We start from the raw sequence: 19,260 nt of genomic DNA, 5'->3' as shown, positions 1-19,260 counted from the left end.
TTCACTGCCTGCTCTTTTTTTTCAGCATTATGCCAGATTTCCGAAAAACTGAAATCACTTTTTGATGTGCTGCTGTTCGGTCAGGCGGCGCTCGATGCTTTCCAGCCGTTCCAATACTTCGTCGCGATAGGCGTCAGTTCGCACCTCATCCTCGGCATGATGCGCATCCTGCATCGAGTTCACAATCAGACCGACCAGCAAGTTCACGACCGCAAAGGTGGTGACCATGATGAACGGAACAAAGAACAGCCAGGCATAGGGATAGACCTCCATCACCGGACGGACAATGCCCATGGACCAGCTTTCCAGCGTCATGATCTGGAACAGCGTATAGGCCGACAGACCTAGGTCGCCGAACCAGTCCGGGAAAGTGGCCGAGAACAGCTTGGTCGAGATCACGGCACCGATGTAGAACAGGATCGCCATCAACAGGAATACGCTGGCCATGCCCGGCAGGGCCGAAATAAAACCCTCGACCACCCGCCGCAGGCGCGGCGCGACCGAGATAACCCGCAGTACCCGCAGGATTCGCAACGCCCGCAATACCGACAGCCCCCCGGCGCTGGGGATGAGGGCAATGCCGACAACGATAAAGTCAAAGACGTTCCAGCCGCTGAGAAAGAACCGTCGCCCGGTCGCCAACAGCTTCATGGCGATCTCGGCCACGAAAATGGCCAGACAGATTGTGTCCAGCGTCACGATCAGGGGTCCCGCGGCCTCCATCAGGGTTGGCGATGTCTCCATCCCCAACAACACAGCATTAAAGATGATGACCGCAGTGATGAACCGGCCAAAAGTGGGATGTTCGATGATGGTCAGCAGACGCTGATTGAAGCCCATATTGACACTCTCCTGTCTGCTCATGATGCGGGCCCCCATACAAACCGCGCGGCAAGTTCCGTGTGTGACGACCATCGAAATTGGTCCACCACCTGTACCCATTCAAGAGTGTAGCCCGCATTAACCAGCGTTCTTGCGTCCCGCGCGAAGGTCACCGGGTTGCACGAGACATATGCAATCACCGGGCGCTGCGCCTGTGCCAGTTCGGCAACTTGCGCCTCGGCCCCAGCGCGGGGCGGGTCCAGCACAACGGCGTCAAAGGATTTCAACTCATCGGGCATCAGCGGGCGGCGGAACAGGTCGCGGGACTCGGTCGTGACCCGTTTCAACCCTTGCGCGCGGCGCCAGCCCTGATCCAGCGCATCCGTCATCGCGGCTTCACCTTCGACCGCGTGTACCTCGGCACTTTCGGCAAGTGGTAGTGAGAAAGTCCCACTGCCTGCAAACAGGTCGGCAATACGCTTCGCACCCTGTATTGCCTGCAAAACGGCCTGTAACAGAGCCTGTTCTCCATCTCTTGTCGCCTGCAGGAATGCTCCGGGCGGTGGCACAACCCCAGCACCCCCAAAGCGTTGCATCGGAGGTTGGCGCATTGCGATCACTTCACCATCCCAGCTAAGCCGCGCCAAGCCGTGCTTCTCGGTTGCCTGCGCCAATGCCAGTTCCAACGGCCCATCCAGCGGTTTGCCACCCTTGACGGCCACATCCAGCCCGCCTTCGGACAAGGTCAGTGTCACGGCCAGTACGCCCTTGCGACTTCCGCCCAGAATAGCCAGCGCCTCGGCCACCGGTATGGCAGCAATCAGGGCCGGGTCCAGCAGATGACAATCGGGGATTTCGGTGATCGTGTCGGACGCTCGGCCATGGAATCCGGCCAGCGTGCCCTTTTTGGTTCGACGCACGGCGATCGTGGCACGGCGGCGCGACCGCTCGGGCGAAGTATGGATCGGGCGCATCTGCGCCTCTAGCCCCTGCGCCGCCAGTGCGGTGCGCACCACTTCGACCTTCCAGTCGGCCACAAAATCATCTGCGGCGTGCTGCAATTGGCATCCACCACAGGCCTTGTAGTGACGGCAAGGAGGTTTCACCCTTTGGTCCGAGGGTGTTTCAACCCGTATGTCAGTCAGCAGCTGCCCTACTAATGTACCACTTACCACTTCACCTGGCAGGGTACGCGGCGCGTAAACCGGGCCGTCAGCAATGCCGTCTCCCTGATGACCCAGGCGATTTATGGTGAAGTGTTGCGTCATAAGGGGCCTGATACCGGGGCTTTGCGTGCAACAAAACCCCCTAGCACGCTTTGTGCGTTATTCGGCGGCTTCGGCCTGAATGAACCCGCCCGATTGGCGATGCCAGAACCGCGCGTACAACCCGCCCTGCTCCAACAGCGCGTCATGGGCGCCGGATTCGACGATCTGCCCCTGATCCAGGACGATAATCCGGTCCATCTCGCTGAGCGTGGACAGGCGATGTGCAATCGCCAGGACCGTCTTGCCCTGCATCACCCGGTGCAGGGCGGTTTGAATCGACGCCTCAACTTCGGAATCCAGCGCCGAGGTCGCCTCATCCAGCACCAGAATCGGCGCATCTTTGAGGATAGCGCGCGCCAGAGCGATCCGTTGCCGCTGCCCACCGCTGAGCTTCACACCGCGTTCGCCTAGATGCGCGTCATAGCCGCTGCGGCCATGGGCATCCTGTAGGCTAAGAATAAAATCATGCGCTTCGGCCTTCTTCGCCGATGCAATCATGTCGTCTTCTGACGCGTTTGGGCGGCCATACAGGATATTCTCACGCGCCGAACGGTTGAACATCGCAGTTTCCTGCGTGACCATGCCGATCTGACTACGCAAACTGTCCTGCGTTACCTGGCTGACATCTTGCCCATCAATGCGAATAATGCCTTTTTCCCCGTCATAGAGCCTGAGCAACAACGAGACCAAAGTGGATTTCCCAGCACCCGAGGCCCCAACAATTCCCAGCTTTTCACCCGGATGCACGGTCATGCTCACATCGGACACACCGCCCACATCGCGACCATAGGCAAAGCTGACATGGTCGAAATCTATCCGCCCCTCGGTCACTGTAAGGTCAGTGGCTTGCGCGGCGTCCTCGACCCGGTCGCGTTTGGCAAGCGTCTTCATACCGTTCTCGACCTCACCCACATTCGCGTAGAGCCCCATCAGTGTGAAACTGACCCATCCGGTCATCTGCGCAATTCTGATCGAAACCGCACCAGCCGCCACGATATCACCCGCCGTCGCAATCCCGTTTCTCCACAAAAGCAGCGTCGCGCCCAGCAAGAGAACCGGAAGAACCCCGGCCAGCACCATCAGGATAAATCGGAAGCTGGCGGACAATGCCCCGAAGGCCAACATCTTTTCGCGTAGATCAACCATCGAGCTTCGTGCGGCCTGATCCTCAAACGCAGAATGGGCGAACAGCTTTACGGTCTTGATATTGGTGATGGTATCAACCACTTGCCCGGACACCATGGCGCGCGCGCCAGCCCGCGCAGCAGACCGGGCGCGAATGCGTGGCAGATACCAGCGGATCAGCAGAAAATACACCACTAGCCACCCGGCGAAAGGTAACATCACCAGTGGATGAATAGACCCTAACAAGAGCAAAGAACCGGCAAGTGAGGCCAAGGCAAACACAATTGCACTGATTGTCTCGGACACGACCGAGGCCAGCGCATTCGACGTCTGCATCTGTTTCTGCGCGATCCGGCCTGCAAAATCATCGTCGAAATAAGTGACCGATTGGCCAAGGGTCCAGCGGTTCAGCTTGGCCAGCACCAGCGGCGGCACATTGGGCATGACGATATAGTTGTTCGTCACCGAAGACAGCCCAAACAGCGCCGGGCGCAGCAACATGAAAAATGCCACCACGCCCAGAATCATCCACAGATTATCTGCCTTGAAAAAACCCTGAGGTCCATTTTCCGAGGCAAGATCGATCACCAGACCCAACATCCAGGCCGTTCCTGCCTCCATCGCGCCAGCCATCGCCGAAAAACTGGCGGCGACAAAAATCATCGGCCACGCGCCGGACAGGCACCAACGGATGAACGCCCCCAGCGTTTGCGGCGGGGGCGTCTCAGAGTTTTTGAACGGATCTATAAGATCGGCAGCCTTCATTCCGCAGCCTCCGGGTTCAGGAAGCCCCCAGATTGCCGCGCCCAGAACTGAGCGTAAAGCCCCCCATGCGCCAACAATTCGGAATGCCCGCCCTGCTCTACAATCCGACCTCCATCCATAACCAGAATACGATCCATCTGCGCAATGGTGCTCAGCCGGTGGGCAATGGCGATCACGGTTTTACCTTGCATCATGCCGTAGAGGGTCTCCTGAATCGACGCTTCGACCTCGGAATCCAGGGCGGATGTCGCCTCATCCAACAGCAGGATCGGTGCGTCTTTCAGGATCACCCGCGCCAGCGTCACCCGCTGCCGCTGTCCACCGGACAGCTTCACGCCCCGTTCCCCCACATGTGCATCATATCCGGTGCGTCCCTGCGGATCTTGCAGGTCGAGGATGAATTCATGCGCCTCGGCCTGTTTGGCGGCGGCGATCATCTGTTCCTCGGATGCCTCGGGGCGACCATAGAGGATGTTGTCGCGTACCGACCGGTGCAACAGCGCGCTGTCTTGCTGAACCATGCCGATATGGCTGCGCAGACTGTCCTGCGTTACGCCCGCGATGTTTTGGTCGTCAATCAGGATCGCACCCTGTTCCACGTCATAAAACCGCAAAAGCAGCTTAACTAGGGTCGATTTTCCGGCACCGGACCGCCCGATCAGACCAATCTTTTCACCCGGTTGAATGGTCAGGTTGATATGATCCAGCCCACCCGTTTTGCGGCCATAGTGATGCGACAGGTTGCGGATGTCGATCTGACCTGTGGTCAGTTGCAATGGTTTCGCATCCTGCGCATCCAGCAGGTCGATAGGCTGGGCAATCGTCTCCATCCCTTCAGCCACCACACCAAGCTGGCGGAAGAAACTGGTCAACGCCCACATGATCCAACCGGTCATCGCATTCAGTCGCAAGGTCAGCGCGGTCGCCGCTGCCACCACACCGACCGTGGCACTGCCCTGCATCCACAAGGCAATGGCCCAACCGACAACACCAACGATCAGCAGGCCGTTCAACGTCACCAGAACCGCATCCATAATGGTGAAGATCCGCATCTCAACCTGGAAGGTGCGACGGGTTTCAGCGATGGCTTCGCGGGCATAGTCCAACTCTTGATCATCATGCGCGAACATCTTGACCGAGTGGATGTTGGTGTAACTGTCCACCACCCGACCTGTCACCGCCGAGCGCGCATCCGACGCCGCCTTGGACGCCGGTCCGACCCGAGCGACCGTCCAGCGCACCAACAATGCATATAGTGCAAACCAGATCAGCAGCGGCAACAACAGGCGCGGATCGGCCGCCATCAATAGGATCGCCGCCCCGATCAGATAAGCCAGCGAGAAAGAAATCGCGTCAAAAACCTGAAACACGGCCTCACCCGCGGCGGGGGGCGTCTGCATGATCCGGTTTGCGATACGGCCCGCGAAGTCATTCTCGAACCACCCCACGGACTGACGCAGCACATGCTTATGCGCCCGCCAACGTATGATGGTGCCAAAGTTCGGCAGGATCGTGTTGTTCAGCAGCAGGACATCAACCACATGCAGCATCGGCCGTAACAGCAGCACAAACACAGCCATCAGAATCAATTCAGTCCCGTGGGCCTGCCAGACCTCAGCCGGAGGGCCAGACAACAGGTCAACCACGCGGCCCATGTAATAAATCAGCCCGACCTCGACCGCGGCGACGATGACTGAAATCAGCGCGGTCCAGAAAAACACCCGCATGAAAGGTCGGGAATAATCCAGCATAAACGGCCACAGCCGCGTGGGCGGTGTGTCGGTCTCGGTATAGTCGGCAAAAGGGTCAACAAGGTTTTCGAAATAGCGAAACATGGAGAGTGCTCCGATTGAGCAGTAAATAGGTCATGCGAAGAAAGATGGCACCAGAACACCACCCCTACGGGTCAAAGTGTTCCGGCTTTAGCCGAACCAGATCCCGTAATACATTCGCATCCCTCCATTCATGTGACAGGCGCACGAAACCACAAAGAAGTTGATTTGTCATCCCCTTTTGAGACTTCGTGTCAGATGCTCAGCAATTCCTCGCGGGTCAGCGCAAAGCCTGATGCAATCCAGCGCGCCTCAAGCTCGGCCAGTTTTTTGCCCAGCGCGGGACCGGTGAAATCGGGAATCAGGTCGGTGGCCTTGATCGGGAAATCAGCCTCAGCCCCTTTGTGCAGATCGGTGCGCAAGGTTTCGCTCCACGGCTGTTCAAGGAAGGCGCAGCGCAGCAGGGTTTCGTGCAAGCCGCCCTCTTCGCCATAGCGAAACCCCAGTTCGGCAACGCTGGCGGTACCGGATGCCTCATCCCGCATGCGGGTCAGACGTTGTAATTGCGCCTTGCTCAGGCGCAGGGTCTTGGCGATTTCTGGCGTTGTGATTGCGGCCAGACGCCGAATTGACTCAGGGGCGGCCCCAGCCTGTTCCTCTAAGGCTATCAACGGTGCCAACGCACGGTCCTCGGCCCCTGGCAGCAGCCGGGCCAGAACTCCCGATTGACGCATCGCGGCAATCGAGGGTGCCGGATCGGGTGCGCCCATAAGTTTCAGAAGTTCGGCCCCGACCCGTTCACGAGACAGGCCCTCTAGCCCGTCCAGATTAGACGCAATCGCCGCCAGAGCGTCCGGATCAAACCCAGCCTCGGCATCGCCATACCAGGCGTGAAACCGGAAATACCGCAGGGATCGCAGGTAATCCTCTCGAATGCGGTTCTCGGCGTTGCCGATAAAGCGCACGCGGCGGGATTGCAGGTCGGGCAGCCCGTTCAACGGGTCGAGAATACTGCCATCGGGCCGCGCATAGATCGCATTCATGGTGAAATCGCGGCGCGCGGCGTCCTCTTCCACCTTGTCGGAAAAAGCCACCACCGCCCGGCGGCCATCAGTTTCCACGTCGCGGCGAAAGGTGGTGATCTCATGCGGGGCACCGCCACTGACCACAGTGATCGTGCCGTGGTCGATTCCGGTGGGGATGGCCTTGAGACCCTTTGCCTGCGCCAGCTCCATCACCCGTTCGGGGCGCGCATCGGTGGCGATATCGATATCCGAGACCGGCGCGCCCAGCAGCGCGTTGCGCACGCAACCCCCGACGAACAACGCCTGCGCACCAGCGCCCGTCAACGCCACACAGACCTTTTGCGTTGCCGGGTCAGTAACCCAGGCCTCAGAAATTCGCGTCATTCATTCACCCGTGCGGCCAATCCCCGCAACATTCGGGCCGTCGCGCCCCAGATGTAGTAGGGGCCGAACGGCACCGTGAAATAATACCGTTTGTGACCACGCCAGCGGCGCGATTCAACGATATAATTCGCAGGGTTGAGGACATGTGCAAGCGGAACCGAAAACACCTCGTCCACTTCGCCCGGTTCGGGGGTCAGTTGAAACGGTTCGCGCAGGATCGCGACAACCGGTGTAACGGTAAAGGACGTGACGGTTTCATGAGACGATAGGTGGCCCAGAATCTCGGGCAAGTCGGGCGGCAGACCGATCTCCTCCTGCGCCTCACGCAGGGCAGTGGCGGTGACATCTACGTCGCCTTGATCCTGCTTACCGCCGGGAAAGGCGATCTGGCCGGGGTGGTGTTTCAGGGCCGAGGATCGTTTCGTCAGAATCAGCCGCGGCATGTCGTCAATCACCGAAATCGGAACCAGCACCCCCGCCGGGCGCAATTTGCGCCCTTCAGGCAGAATGGTTTCGGGGTTCAGGTCGAAATCGCTTGAACCATGGCCGGGGCGGCGCAGGGCCGCCCGCAGCTGGTCCGTAGGATCAGGCGTCGTCCGCATCAAAGCCGACCGAGCCCGGTTCCAGTATGTAATGTGCGCCACAGAACTGACAATCGGCGGTTACCTTGCCTTCGGGCGTGGTCATCTTTTCGATGTCCTTGGCCGAATAGATCGACAGGCTTTGCCGCACACGATCTTCCGAACAGGTGCAGCCGAATTGCACGGACTGAGCGTCATAGACCCGCGGCTGTTCCTCGTGAAACAGCCGGATCAACAGGTCGGTCGGCGCCACCGAAGGCCCGATCAATTCGAGATCCTCGACCGTATCCAACAGGATGTTGACGCGGCCCCAGTTTTCACTCTCTTCCCCGTCGACCAGATCTTCGGCGGTCAGGATCTGTCCCCCACCTTGTCCGTCCGCCACAAAGGGCGAGGCCTTGGGCATGTGCTGCAGCATCACCCCGCCCGCGCGCCAATGTTCACCGACGCCCGGCTCGGTCGATTTGCCAAAGCTGAGCGAGAACCGCGTCGGCAGCTGCTCGGATTGTGCGAAATACGCCTCGGCACAGGCAGAGATCGAGCCCCCCGCCAGCGGAGTGATCCCCTGATACGGCTGCGTGCCTTCACCCTGGTCGATCATGATGGCGAAATAACCCTCGCCCACCTGATCAAACGGCCCGCCATCGGTCAGGCGGTCGCGATCATAGCTGGCATAGGCGCGGATGCGGGCCGGCTCACCCTCGACCTTGGGTGCAAAGTAATCGGTCGCGATCATGCGCACCGGGCCCTTGGACTGCACCTGCAAAGACAGTTTCCAACGCAGCGAAACGGTCTGGCCGATCAACGCGGTCAGCAGGGCCATCTCGGCCACTAACGCCTCGACCTTTTCGGGATAGTCATGCTGCTTCAGGATGCCGTCCAGCACGCCATCCAGACGGGCTACACGGCCGCGCATATCCGATACATCAAGTTGAAAGGGCAGGACAGTATCGTCCCACGCGATTTTCGTTCCAAGAGACATGGGGTTTCCTTACACGCCACGGGTTGGCATACCGGCACCATATAGGTTGAACAGATTGGGTTTGAAGGGGCCATACATGATCAGACGGTTCGGTGAAACCCCGGAAAAAGGGCGTACATATACACGTAGACCGGGTGTCTATGCGTTGCTGCCGCAAGGAAAAGACCTGCTGGTCACGTGGTATGACGATGGGCTGAACCCCGAATTGCAGCTGCCGGGCGGTGGCATTGATCCGGGCGAATCCCCGATTACCGCGCTGCATCGCGAAGTGTTCGAAGAAACCGGCTGGCGGATCGCCGCCCCGCGGCGGATCGGTGCGTTTCGCCGGTTCACCTTTATGCCTGAATATGACCTTTGGGCCGAGAAAATCTGCATGATCTACAGCGCCCGTCCGGTGCGCCGGATGGGACCGCCTCGCGAAGAGTTTCACGAGGCGCTTTGGATGGAAACTGCCGTTGCGGTGCAGATGCTTGGCAACGAGGGGGACCGTCACTTTGCTACCCGACATCTGAACAGTTTCTAAGCTCCGTTATATTCAAAGAACACGGCGGACACGTCATCATCCATGCCGCTGCCCGGTGCCATGGCCTGCGTCAGGCGCCAGAACATATCGTCCAGAAACTCAGTACCGCTGCAGTCGGGCGCACAATCGCGGGCCATCTGCTGCAGGCCTTCTTCCTCAAGCAAGCCGCCATCGGCCAGACGACACTCGGTAAAGCCATCAGAATACAGCATCAGTTTATCGCCAGGTTGCAGGTAAGTTTCGATCCGCTGAAAGGACACATCGGGCAGCAAACCGATGGGCAGGCCGCCTTCGCCCAGAAATTCGGCACTGCCGTCTTGGCGCAAAACAAGTGGATGCGGGTGCCCGGCCTGCACCATCTTAAGATGCCCGTTGCGCAGGTCGACAATAGCATAGACCATGGTGAAATATTCTTCGACGCCGGCATCGGCCATCAGGCGGCAATTGAGCATCTCGGCCACCTGTTCGGGTGGCAGCAGAGCATAGAACTTGTCAAAGCGTTTTTCCATCGCCACGTTCTGATCGAAATGATTGCTGGACAGGTAGCCACCCAATCGCGCCGTCATCATCGCCGAGGTGATACCGTGGCCCGACACGTCAATGCTGTAAAACCCCAGCCGATTGACCCCGGGCGAGAACATCCCCACCAGATCACCGCCAATATGCCCGCAGGGTTTCAGCAGCATGCTGACCCGCGATTTCCCGAAATCCCGCGTCAGTTCGGGGACAAGGGATTCCTGAATTTTCCGGGCCTGAATCAGGTCTTTGTCGATGGCATCATGCGCCACGCGCAGGTCTTCTAACGCGGATTCGATCATCCGGTTCTTCTCGGACAGTTCGCGCTGCATATCCAGAATCCGCGCCCCGGCCGAGATCCGCGCGCGCAGCTCATCCGCCTCAAGCGGTTTGATCAGGAAATCGTCCGCACCAGCGTCCAGCCCGCGCGCCACCTCTTGCTTTTCACTTTTTGAGGTCAACAGGATGAAGTAACTGTATTGATCACTTTCCAGCGCCCGGAAGGCACGGCAGAATTCCAGCCCGCTCATCCCCGGCATCACCCAATCGCTGAGAACCAGATCCGGCGGGTCGGTGGCGCACATCTCGATCGCGGCGTCGCCGTTATCGGCCTCTAGCACCTCAAAGCCCCACTTTTTCAGCGAGGCCACCAGAATACGACGTTGCAGCCGGCTGTCATCGACGACCAGCACCTTTTGGATCGCACCAAAATCCTGATCGGACCTGGCCTCTGCCTGACTGCCCTCTGCCACCTGAACCCTCTGTACTGTGACCTTTACGGAACGCAGCGACCCTAGCGCAGGGCGGTTTAACATCCGGTGAAGGCGTCTTTGGCTTATTGCTTAACCCGCTCTTTACTTGCCGTGGGCTATCCAAGTCAGGTCGCGATATGTGTGGAGAGGCCGAACATGATCGACTGGTCCAGGGTCAGACAGCTGCGGGATGAGGTGGGTGCCAGCGAATTCGAAGAGGTGGTGCAGATCTTTCTGGACGAGGTTCAGGAAACCATCGACCGGCTGTATCAGGACACCGACCGGGCTGAATTCGAACAGAACATGCATTTCCTCAAGGGCAGCGCGCTGAGTCTGGGGTTCGACCGGTTTTTCAAGCTGTGTCAGGACGCAGAGCGCAACGCCGCCGCTGGCAAGGCTAGTGACGTCGATCTGCCTGCCATCCTGACAGTCTATGACGACTCAAAAACTGTGTTCTTTGCCGAGAAAGCCGCGAACCTGTCCTAGATCACGAACTGGGCCAGCGTCTCGTCTTCGGTGATGTCGGTATAGGTAAAGCCAGCCTCGTCCAGATGCGCGAACAGGCGTGCGAAATTCTCGGGCTTACGGGTTTCGATGCCGATCAGGACCGAACCGAAATTGCGCGCCGACTTCTTCATGTATTCGAACCGGGCGATATCGTCTTCCGGCCCTAATATGCCCAGAAACTCTTTCAACGCGCCGGGGCGCTGCGGCAGGCGCAGGATAAAGTACTTTTTGACGCCGGAATAACGCTGCGCCCGTTCCTTGACCTCGGGCAGACGTTCGAAATCGAAATTGCCGCCCGAGGTGACGCAGACAACGGTTTTGCCGCGGATAAAGCTTTGCACATCGGTCACTGCCTCGATCGCCAGGGCGCCTGCGGGCTCAAGCACGATGCCTTCGACATTCAGCATTTCGATCATGGTGGTGCAGATCCGGTCTTCGGACAAGACCAGCACGTCGGACAGGTGGCGATCCTTGAGCAGTTCAAACGGTTTCGCCCCGATCTTCCCGACCGCTGCCCCATCGACAAAATTGTCGATCTGATCGAGCGCCACCGGATGTCCCGCCGCCATGGCCGCATGCAAACAGGCCCCGCCTTTGGGTTCGACAAACAGGCAATGGGTCCGATCCCCGAACCATGTCGCCACGCCCGAGGACATGCCGCCCCCACCCACCGGCAGGATCACGTGATCCGGGACGCCACCCAGCTGCGCCTCAACCTCGACAGCCAGAGACGCCTGCCCCTCGATCACATCCTCATCGTCAAAGGGCGACAGAAAATGCCCGCCCTGTTGCGCACACCACGCTTGCGCAGCAGCCAGTGTGTCGTCAAAATAATCGCCGGTCAGATGAACCTCGATATTGTCGCCACCGAATATACGGGTCTTCTGGATTTTCTGCTGCGGCGTCGTTACCGGCATGAATATTACGCCCTTCACACCCAGATGCTTGCACATATAGGCCACGCCCTGCGCATGGTTGCCCGCGCTGGCGCAGACGAAAAGCTCTTGCCCCTGCTGCTTGCGCATCGCGTTGAACGCACCGCGGATCTTGTAGGACCGCACCGGGCTGAGGTCCTCGCGCTTGAGCCAGATATCGGCGCCATAGCGGTCGGAAAGGTGAGCGTTCCGCTGCAACGGGGTTGGCGGAAACACGGTGCGCATCGCCTGTTCAGCGACGCGGGCGCGGGTCATGAAATCAGTCATGCCGGTTTCCCTGCCCGATCACCGTTGAAAGGGCAAGGAATACATATGTGTACTCAGCTTAGGTGAGTTCGCGTTTCTCGATGAACACGCCATAGATCGTCGTCAGAATGCTGACATTGATCAATGGGACGATCAGCATGCTCGCAAACAAAACTATCAATGTCCCGATGATCGGGATGAAAAGCAGCAATGATGCCAGTAGCTGAAGCAATATTTGGAAGAGGATGGATAAGACGACCAGAAGTGCGATGGCTCCGCTTGCGCCCGAGGTCGCCTGCCACGCTTCAGACAGCTTTATGGGCTTTCCAATAGCTGCACCGGGCAGAATTGGTGAGGCACGATAGAATCCGATCGTAAGACATACGATCAAACCCACCCAGAAAATGGCCCCCAAAACCGCCGAGGATTGCGCCAACATACTCATGATCAACGCCGCAGGGATCATAAGGATGAAAGCCAACAAGAACAGCATCAAAAGACGCCCGAAATAGGCCAGAACGCGGTCAAATCGGAAAGGTGGAACTAGCCCCGACGGATACTCTTCGAGCAAAACAAACCTGTGCCATGATACTACAATCCAGAGCATTACGACGAACACTACGATCACGATGCAAAATAGGAATCCGAGTAACGTCATCACAGCAGTTGGGTCAGGGGTTGTAGCAGTGGCACCTTCGAATTGTTTGTGTGGGGCGTCGAAAAGAAAGAACAAGCCAATGGCCAAAAAGCCGCCAATGAGCGCAGGTACAACGGAAATCTGAAGCGCTTGCTTCAGGTTCCTCAGAACCATCTTTACCGAATGTACGAAAATCGCCAATCCCAGCATATACTCTGCCCTCTCAACCATTCCTTGTTCTCAATCCGCCCGTTTCACTGCAATTCCCACCCTGCGTCAATCCTCATAACTTGCCCCCGCGTCCAAAACCCGTTAGGGGCCAATCGTCTTACGCATAAGGGGAAGTCAGATGTCCGCGCCCAAGAAAGTTGTTCTGGCCTATTCCGGTGGCCTTGATACCTCGATCATCCTGAAATGGTTGCAGACCGAGTATGGCTGTGAGGTCGTGACCTTCACCGCCGATCTGGGTCAGGGTGAAGAGCTGGAGCCCGCCCGCCAAAAGGCCGAGCTGCTGGGGATCAAGCCCGAAAACATCTATATCGAAGACATCCGCGAAGAGTTTGTTCGCGACTTCGTCTTCCCCATGTTCCGCGCCAATGCGCAATACGAAGGCCTGTATCTGCTGGGCACTTCCATCGCGCGTCCGTTGATCTCGAAACGTCTGGTCGAGATTGCCGAAGCCACCGGTGCCGATGCCGTCGCCCACGGTGCAACCGGCAAGGGCAATGATCAGGTGCGGTTCGAACTGGCCGCTTATGCGCTGAACCCCGACATCAAGGTCATCGCTCCCTGGCGAGAGTGGGACCTGACCAGCCGGACAAAGCTACTGGAATTTGCCGAGGCGAACCAGATCCCGATTGCCAAGGACAAACGCGGCGAGGCGCCCTTCTCGGTCGATGCCAACCTGCTGCACACCTCGTCCGAAGGTAAGGTTCTGGAAGATCCGGCGGATCAGGCGCCCGACTACGTCTATCAGCGTACCGTCCACCCCGAGGACGCACCGAACGAGCCCGAGTTCATTGAGATTGGCTTTGAAAAAGGCGACGCGGTCAGCATCAATGGCGAGGCGATGAGCCCCGCAACCATCTTGACCAAGCTGAACGAATATGGCGGCAAGCACGGTATTGGCCGTCTGGACCTGGTCGAAGGCCGCTTCGTGGGCATGAAATCGCGCGGCATCTACGAAACGCCCGGCGGCACCATCCTGCTGGAAGCGCACCGTGGGATCGAATCCATCACCATGGACCGCGGCGCGATGCACCTGAAAGATCAGCTGATGCCGCAATATGCCGAGCTGATCTATAACGGCTTCTGGTACAGCCCCGAGCGGGAAATGCTGCAAGCCGCCATCGACAAATCTCAGGATCATGTCACCGGCACTGTCCGCGTGAAACTATACAAAGGTCTGGCTTCGACCGTAGGCCGCTGGTCGGATCATTCGTTGTATTCCGAAGAGCATGTGACGTTCGAAGATGACGCCGGCGCCTATGACCAAAAAGACGCGGCCGGATTTATCCAGTTGAACGCGCTGCGCCTGAAATTGCTGGCGGCGCGGGATAAGCGCCTGTCCAAGTGATCGACGACGACGACATCAACGACGAACTTGATCTGTTCATCGAAGCGCAGGACGCGGTCTGGTCCGACGTCCTGCGCGAATTGGAACAAGGACAGAAAACCAGCCACTGGATGTGGTTTGTATTTCCGCAATTGGCCGAACTTGGCCGGTCTCACATGGCGCAGCTGTACGGGATCGAGGATTTGGAAGAGGCCACAGCCTATCTGGCTCATCCAGACCTCCGCCAGCGCCTGACCAAGGTTGCTGGGTTGATGTTGCAGCACAAGGGGCGCGATGCCAGTGACATTCTGGGTGGGATTGACGCAAAGAAACTGCGGTCCTCGATGACGTTGTTTGCATCCGTGCCCGGAGCTCCGTCAGAGTTCGAGACTGTGCTTGATGCCTTTTATGATGGGCAACCCTGTGAGCGGACCCGGCAAATCCTGGAAATGTCGTGACTGCAGGGTCCAGTTGGGTCACCCTTGCACAAGAACGCCCATTCTCTTTACGCATAGGCAAATTGTGAAGGGGACAAAGATGCTGCAGGACATCGCCAACGGCATTCAGCAAGGCTTGAATGGCAAAAGCTTTGAGGGCTCGCTGAAATTCGATTGTGGCGAGGATGGTGTCATCGTTCTAGCCGACAATCGGGCTAGCACACAGGATCGCGACACCGATTGCACCATCCGCATTTCGCAGGACAACCTGACCAAATTACTGACGGGCAAGCTGAACCCGATGACCGGCGTAGCATTGGGCAAGCTCAAGATTTTGGGCAATATGGGTGTGGCGATGAAGTTGGGACAACTGCTAGGTTAAGACGATAAACTCGTCTCACCACCCCGTGACAAACCATGTCAGCGGATTGCGCCAACGCATAAGTCAGGGCAGCCTTATCCCGAAAAGGAGACCTGCCATGACCCGCATCGCCTATCTCGGTTTTTTCAAACCTACGCTTCAGTTCACGCTGATCGCTCTTGTCGCCCTGCTGCGTGCCGCCCCGGCACCCGCCGCCGGGTCCGAAACCCTGACGGTTGCAGGGGGTTGTTTCTGGTGCGTCGAGTCCGATTTCGAATCCGTTCCGGGCGTGACTGGCGCCGTGTCGGGTTTCACCGGTGGCAGTACCGCCAATCCAACCTATGATCAGGTCACCAAAGGCGGAACCGGCCATTACGAGGCGGTTCAGATCACCTTTGACCCGGCCCGCGTTTCCCGTGAAACCCTGCTGAGTATGTTCTTCCGTTCGGTCGACCCAACGGATGCGGGCGGTCAGTTCTGTGACCGGGGTGACAGCTACCGCACGGCCATTTTCGTCTCTAACGCTGGGGAAAAAGCCCTAGCTCAGCAAGCCAAGACAAGTGCCCAGAACGCTCTGGGGCAACAGATCGTGACGCCAATCCTGCAGCAAGGGGCATTCTACCCGGCTGAGGCCTATCATCAGGATTACTATAAGGGGAACAAGCTGGTCCTGACCCGCTTTGGCCCCAAACGCCAGCACAGCGCGTACAAAGCCTATCGCAAAGCCTGCGGCCGTGATGACCGGGTCAAGCAGCTTTGGGGCAGTGACGCACCGTTCGCGGGGTCTTAATCGAGCCGCGCTTCGCGCACCTCTTTGAGATCGGGAATAACATCAGCTGTGCCGTGCCGCGTGACCATCAAGGCCGCGGCACGGTTTGCTTGTGAAATCACCTGTGCCATTGGCATCCCGCGATCCATTCCTGCCAGAACATAGCCGGTGAAAGTATCCCCTGCGCCAGTGGTATCCACGGCCTTTACCTTGTGCGCCGGAAAATCCGTAGCGGCGCCGCGATGGTAATACCGCGCTCCTTTTGACCCCAAAGTGACGATCACATGCTCGACCTCAAGGTCGGTAACGGATTGCCCGGTTGCCTGCTGTAGTTGTTCAGCCTCGATCTCATTCAGGATCAGAAAATCCAGATACGGCAACACGGCCTGAACCGCGTCAGCCTGGAACGGTGCGGCGGCATAGCAGACAGTCAGCCCCAGATCGCGCCCCATCTTTGCGGCTTCGACCTGTAGGTTGGTTTCGTTCTGCATCACCAGCACATCACCTTGCAGGGCCGAGGACAGCGCTTGCCCCAACTGACCCTGAGTGATCGCGTGGTTTGAACCGGGGAACAGAATGATGTTGTTCTCACCCTGTGCGTCCACCGCAATGATGGCATGACCGGTCGGAACCTCGACTCCAGTGATATGGCGCGTGTCCACGCCATATTCGGTCAGACGATCCAGCGCCCAGCGCCCATCCGGCCCCACGGCCCCGATATGCGCCACTTGCGCCCCGGCCCGTGCGGCCGCCACAGACATATTTGCCCCTTTGCCACCCAGATACCGATCCAGCCGATTGGCTGAAAGCGTCTCTCCCGGTCCGGGCAGGTGCGGCACGTCATAAATCATGTCCGCGTTGATCGAGCCGAGGTTCCAGATCGTCATGGCTTAAGCAATATCGCACGAGGCCAGGATGGCCATGTTCAGAATATCATTCGCCGTCGACCCGGTCGAACAGATCTGGATCGGCTTGTCGACACCAGACAGAATCGGGCCAATCACCGTGGACCCGCCCATTTCCTGCATCAGCTTGGTCGAGATCGACGCCGAATGCCGAGCGGGAACGATCAGGATATTCGCCGGGCCGGTCAGGCGCTGGAACGGATAGCCTGCCTGCTGATCCTCGTTCAGGGCAACGTCCACGGTCATCTCGCCCTCGTATTCGAAATCCACTTTGCGCTTATCCAGCACGACAGGCGCGCGGTGCATCTTTTCGGCCCGTTCCGACACCGGATACCCAAAGGTCGAGAAACTGACGAAGGCCACGCGCGGCTCAAGCCCCATATGACGGGCCACTGCGGCCGAGCGTTCGGCGATATTGGCCAGGTCATTCTCGTCCGGCCATTCATGCACCAGCGTATCACCGATCAGCACGATCCGCCCCTTGTGCAGCAGCGCGGTCACACCTACCGCACCATGCGCTTTGTCCGCGTCGAACACGTGATTGATCCGGTCCAGCACATGCGCCGATTTGCGCGTGGCCCCGGTTACCAGGCCATCACCGTGCCCATGCGCCAGCATCAGGGATGAGAACACATGCCGGTCACGTGCCGCCAGGCGGTAAATATCCTTGCTATCAAAACCTTTGCGCTGCAGGCGCTTGTACAGGAAATCGGTATAGGTCTCGAGATGCGTGGTGTTGGCGGCATTCACCACCTCCAACTCGCGCACGGCATCGCCCAGCCCGGCCTCTTCCAGCTTTTGTTTTACGTCATCGGGGCGACCGACAACCAGGGCCTTGCCGAAACCAGACCGCTGATAGGTCACAGCAGCTCGCAGTACACGTGGATCGTCACCTTCGGCGAAGATCATACGGCTTTGTGCTTGGCGCGCACGGGCGTTCAGACCGCGCAGGATGCTGGCGGTCGGGTCCATGCGGGATTTGAGGCTCAGCTCATAGGCGTCCATGTCGATGATCGGACGCCGCGCTGCGCCGGTATCCATGCCCGCCTTGGCCACGGCAGGTGGGATACGATGGATCAGTCGGGGATCAAACGGTGTCGGGATGATATAATCGCGACCGAAGGTCAGCGATTTGCCATAAGCCATCGCAACCTCATCCGGCACATCCTCGCGCGCCAGACGGGCCAGCGCATGGGCACAGGCAATTTTCATCTCGTCATTAATGGCACGGGCATGAATGTCCAGCGCACCCCGGAACAGATAGGGGAAACCCAGCACGTTGTTGACCTGGTTCGGATAATCGCTGCGTCCGGTGGCGACGATGGCATCCACACGCACCTCATGCGCCTCTTCTGGCGTGATTTCAGGATCTGGATTGGCCATGGCGAAAATCACCGGGTTGTCTGCCATGCTGGCGACCATGTCCTGCGTAACCGCGCCTTTGACTGAAACGCCCAGGAACACATCTGCGCCGTTCATGGCGTCTTCCAGCGAGCGCAGTTCAGTGGTGACCGCATGGGCCGATTTCCACTGGTTCATACCCTCGGTCCGGCCTTGGTAGATCACGCCTTTGGTGTCGCAGACGATGCAGTTTTCATGCCGCGCACCCATCGCCTTGAGCAGTTCGATACAGGCGATACCCGCCGCACCCGCACCGTTCAGAACAATCCTCACATCCTCGATCTTTTTGCCCGAGATATGCAGCGCGTTCAGCAGACCTGCCGCGCAGATCACCGCCGTGCCGTGTTGATCATCGTGAAAGACGGGAATGTCCATCTCTTCCTTCAGGCGCTGTTCGATGATGAAACACTCGGGCGCCTTGATGTCTTCCAGATTGATGCCGCCAAAGGTCGGCCCCATCAGCTTCACCGCGCGGCAGAATTCATCTGGGTCTTCAGTGTCCAACTCGATATCGATCGAGTTCACATCGGCAAACCGTTTGAACAGGACCGACTTCCCCTCCATTACCGGTTTTGAGCCCAACGCGCCCAGATTTCCAAGACCCAGAACCGCCGTGCCGTTCGAGATTACCGCGACCAGATTGCCCTTGTTGGTATAGTCATAGGCCGTTTCGGGGTTTTCCGCGATTGCTTCACATGGAACAGCTACACCGGGACTATAGGCCAGCGACAGATCACGCTGGGTTGTCATTGGAACCGTGGCCTGCACCTCCCATTTGCCAGGGGTAGGGTCCAGGTGAAAGGCCAGGGCTTCTTCGTCGGTAATTTTCGCTTTGGGCATCTGATATGTCGTTTCTTTACATCTGTTGGGCTGTCGCCTCATAGCGCAGGAAAACGCGCGCCTCAACGAGAATGAGTTTTCGGCTTTTACAGAAGATGAGGGATTTGTAAGGTCGCGCCCGGAACACGCCAAAAGGGGTCAGCCTTGTCCAC

The 19,260-nt window shown here is 58.5% G+C and carries 18 protein-coding genes; 6 read left to right on the top strand and 12 right to left on the bottom strand.

Translation table 11 applies throughout. The features are described 5' to 3' along the window. Window positions 1-54: 54 nt before the first annotated feature. From ACR0B0_RS09825 to hslO, 7 genes are all read right to left on the bottom strand, one after another. Window positions 55-840: an ion transporter gene (locus ACR0B0_RS09825; protein ID WP_170349843.1), complete on the bottom strand. Its 786-nt coding sequence runs from the start codon at window positions 838-840 to the stop codon at window positions 55-57. Between the two features lie 20 nt (window positions 841-860). Next, complete coding sequence (locus tag ACR0B0_RS09820) at window positions 861-2,090, bottom strand: class I SAM-dependent RNA methyltransferase (protein ID WP_170349578.1); 1,230 nt, start codon at window positions 2,088-2,090, stop codon at window positions 861-863. Between the two features lie 57 nt (window positions 2,091-2,147). After that, the gene (locus ACR0B0_RS09815) at window positions 2,148-3,980 is read right to left on the bottom strand and encodes an ABC transporter ATP-binding protein (RefSeq protein WP_480647554.1); all 1,833 of its coding nucleotides are present in this window, start codon (window positions 3,978-3,980) and stop codon (window positions 2,148-2,150) included. Continuing rightward, the gene (locus tag ACR0B0_RS09810) at window positions 3,977-5,815 is read right to left on the bottom strand and encodes an ABC transporter ATP-binding protein (protein ID WP_480647552.1); all 1,839 of its coding nucleotides are present in this window, start codon (window positions 5,813-5,815) and stop codon (window positions 3,977-3,979) included. Before ACR0B0_RS09810 ends, ACR0B0_RS09815 begins: the two co-directional genes overlap by 4 nt. Window positions 5,816-6,006: 191 nt before the next feature. Further along, window positions 6,007-7,161 (bottom strand): CCA tRNA nucleotidyltransferase, encoded by a 1,155-nt coding sequence (locus ACR0B0_RS09805; RefSeq protein WP_480647550.1) that lies wholly within the window; start codon window positions 7,159-7,161, stop codon window positions 6,007-6,009. Further along, window positions 7,158-7,763, bottom strand: a complete 606-nt coding sequence (locus ACR0B0_RS09800) for a CoA pyrophosphatase (RefSeq protein WP_480647548.1) — start codon at window positions 7,761-7,763, stop codon at window positions 7,158-7,160. Before ACR0B0_RS09800 ends, ACR0B0_RS09805 begins: the two co-directional genes overlap by 4 nt. Then, window positions 7,747-8,724, bottom strand: coding sequence for an Hsp33 family molecular chaperone HslO (hslO, locus tag ACR0B0_RS09795; RefSeq protein WP_170349573.1), 978 nt, complete (start codon window positions 8,722-8,724; stop codon window positions 7,747-7,749). The genes ACR0B0_RS09800 and hslO overlap by 17 nt, the downstream gene beginning before the upstream one ends. Window positions 8,725-8,800: 76 nt before the next feature. Here hslO and ACR0B0_RS09790 point away from each other — a divergent pair, with 76 nt between their 5' ends. Then, window positions 8,801-9,247 carry an NUDIX hydrolase gene (locus ACR0B0_RS09790; protein WP_480647546.1) on the top strand — a complete coding sequence of 149 codons (447 nt, stop codon included), beginning with the start codon at window positions 8,801-8,803 and terminating at the stop codon, window positions 9,245-9,247. On the opposite strand, the gene ACR0B0_RS09785 is transcribed toward ACR0B0_RS09790, so the two are convergent. After that, a complete protein-coding gene (locus tag ACR0B0_RS09785) occupies window positions 9,244-10,515 on the bottom strand; it encodes a PP2C family protein-serine/threonine phosphatase (protein ID WP_480647544.1) in 1,272 nt (423 codons plus the stop codon). The two genes, ACR0B0_RS09790 and ACR0B0_RS09785, sit on opposite strands and share 4 nt — an antisense overlap. A 156-nt stretch (window positions 10,516-10,671) precedes the next feature. Here ACR0B0_RS09785 and ACR0B0_RS09780 point away from each other — a divergent pair, with 156 nt between their 5' ends. After that, the gene (locus tag ACR0B0_RS09780) at window positions 10,672-11,001 is read left to right on the top strand and encodes an Hpt domain-containing protein (RefSeq protein ID WP_170396836.1); all 330 of its coding nucleotides are present in this window, start codon (window positions 10,672-10,674) and stop codon (window positions 10,999-11,001) included. Here ACR0B0_RS09780 and ilvA read toward each other — a convergent pair. Both ilvA and ACR0B0_RS09770 read right to left on the bottom strand, forming a co-directional pair. Next, window positions 10,998-12,224, bottom strand: a complete 1,227-nt coding sequence (gene ilvA, locus ACR0B0_RS09775) for a threonine ammonia-lyase IlvA (RefSeq protein WP_480647542.1) — start codon at window positions 12,222-12,224, stop codon at window positions 10,998-11,000. The genes ACR0B0_RS09780 and ilvA overlap by 4 nt on opposite strands. Window positions 12,225-12,282: 58 nt before the next feature. Then, window positions 12,283-13,071 (bottom strand): hypothetical protein, encoded by a 789-nt coding sequence (locus ACR0B0_RS09770; RefSeq protein WP_480647540.1) that lies wholly within the window; start codon window positions 13,069-13,071, stop codon window positions 12,283-12,285. Window positions 13,072-13,189: 118 nt separating this feature from the next. Here ACR0B0_RS09770 and ACR0B0_RS09765 point away from each other — a divergent pair, with 118 nt between their 5' ends. The 4 genes from ACR0B0_RS09765 (at window position 13,190) to msrA (ending at window position 15,983) form a co-directional block, all read left to right on the top strand. Further along, window positions 13,190-14,416 (top strand): argininosuccinate synthase, encoded by a 1,227-nt coding sequence (locus ACR0B0_RS09765; protein ID WP_170361039.1) that lies wholly within the window; start codon window positions 13,190-13,192, stop codon window positions 14,414-14,416. Beyond that, complete coding sequence (locus tag ACR0B0_RS09760) at window positions 14,413-14,853, top strand: DUF1810 domain-containing protein (protein WP_480647538.1); 441 nt, start codon at window positions 14,413-14,415, stop codon at window positions 14,851-14,853. Before ACR0B0_RS09765 ends, ACR0B0_RS09760 begins: the two co-directional genes overlap by 4 nt. A gap of 79 nt (window positions 14,854-14,932) precedes the next feature. After that, a complete protein-coding gene (locus ACR0B0_RS09755) occupies window positions 14,933-15,214 on the top strand; it encodes an SCP2 sterol-binding domain-containing protein (RefSeq protein ID WP_480647536.1) in 282 nt (93 codons plus the stop codon). Window positions 15,215-15,311: 97 nt separating this feature from the next. After that, window positions 15,312-15,983 carry a peptide-methionine (S)-S-oxide reductase MsrA gene (gene msrA, locus ACR0B0_RS09750; protein WP_480647534.1) on the top strand — a complete coding sequence of 224 codons (672 nt, stop codon included), beginning with the start codon at window positions 15,312-15,314 and terminating at the stop codon, window positions 15,981-15,983. Here msrA and ACR0B0_RS09745 read toward each other — a convergent pair. Both ACR0B0_RS09745 and ACR0B0_RS09740 read right to left on the bottom strand, forming a co-directional pair. After that, the gene (locus tag ACR0B0_RS09745; RefSeq protein ID WP_170506400.1) at window positions 15,980-16,849 is read right to left on the bottom strand and encodes a ribokinase; all 870 of its coding nucleotides are present in this window, start codon (window positions 16,847-16,849) and stop codon (window positions 15,980-15,982) included. The genes msrA and ACR0B0_RS09745 overlap by 4 nt on opposite strands. A gap of 3 nt (window positions 16,850-16,852) precedes the next feature. Continuing rightward, window positions 16,853-19,108, bottom strand: a complete 2,256-nt coding sequence (locus tag ACR0B0_RS09740; protein ID WP_170349563.1) for an NADP-dependent malic enzyme — start codon at window positions 19,106-19,108, stop codon at window positions 16,853-16,855. Between the last annotated feature and the right edge of the window lie 152 nt (window positions 19,109-19,260).

The sequence above is a fragment of the Ruegeria sp. BA12 genome (assembly GCF_056539625.1).
The sequence above is the reverse complement of the archived record's forward strand: the minus strand, read 5'-3'. Positions and strand labels throughout refer to the sequence as shown.

Bases quoted from the DNA above. Each gene is read 5' to 3' on its own strand.
- ACR0B0_RS09825 (WP_170349843.1), bottom strand. From the start codon at position 840: ATGGGCTTCAATCAGCGTCTGCTGACCATCATCGAACATCCCACTTTT.
- ACR0B0_RS09820 (WP_170349578.1), bottom strand. From the start codon at position 2,090: ATGACGCAACACTTCACCATAAATCGCCTGGGTCATCAGGGAGACGGC.
- ACR0B0_RS09815 (WP_480647554.1), bottom strand. From the start codon at position 3,980: ATGAAGGCTGCCGATCTTATAGATCCGTTCAAAAACTCTGAGACGCCC.
- ACR0B0_RS09810 (WP_480647552.1), bottom strand. From the start codon at position 5,815: ATGTTTCGCTATTTCGAAAACCTTGTTGACCCTTTTGCCGACTATACC.
- ACR0B0_RS09805 (WP_480647550.1), bottom strand. From the start codon at position 7,161: ATGACGCGAATTTCTGAGGCCTGGGTTACTGACCCGGCAACGCAAAAG.
- ACR0B0_RS09800 (WP_480647548.1), bottom strand. From the start codon at position 7,763: ATGCGGACGACGCCTGATCCTACGGACCAGCTGCGGGCGGCCCTGCGC.
- hslO (WP_170349573.1), bottom strand. From the start codon at position 8,724: ATGTCTCTTGGAACGAAAATCGCGTGGGACGATACTGTCCTGCCCTTT.
- ACR0B0_RS09790 (WP_480647546.1), top strand. From the start codon at position 8,801: ATGATCAGACGGTTCGGTGAAACCCCGGAAAAAGGGCGTACATATACA.
- ACR0B0_RS09780 (WP_170396836.1), top strand. From the start codon at position 10,672: ATGATCGACTGGTCCAGGGTCAGACAGCTGCGGGATGAGGTGGGTGCC.
- ilvA (WP_480647542.1), bottom strand. From the start codon at position 12,224: ATGACTGATTTCATGACCCGCGCCCGCGTCGCTGAACAGGCGATGCGC.
- ACR0B0_RS09770 (WP_480647540.1), bottom strand. From the start codon at position 13,071: ATGGTTGAGAGGGCAGAGTATATGCTGGGATTGGCGATTTTCGTACAT.
- ACR0B0_RS09765 (WP_170361039.1), top strand. From the start codon at position 13,190: ATGTCCGCGCCCAAGAAAGTTGTTCTGGCCTATTCCGGTGGCCTTGAT.
- ACR0B0_RS09755 (WP_480647536.1), top strand. From the start codon at position 14,933: ATGCTGCAGGACATCGCCAACGGCATTCAGCAAGGCTTGAATGGCAAA.
- msrA (WP_480647534.1), top strand. From the start codon at position 15,312: ATGACCCGCATCGCCTATCTCGGTTTTTTCAAACCTACGCTTCAGTTC.
- ACR0B0_RS09745 (WP_170506400.1), bottom strand. From the start codon at position 16,849: ATGACGATCTGGAACCTCGGCTCGATCAACGCGGACATGATTTATGAC.
- ACR0B0_RS09740 (WP_170349563.1), bottom strand. From the start codon at position 19,108: ATGCCCAAAGCGAAAATTACCGACGAAGAAGCCCTGGCCTTTCACCTG.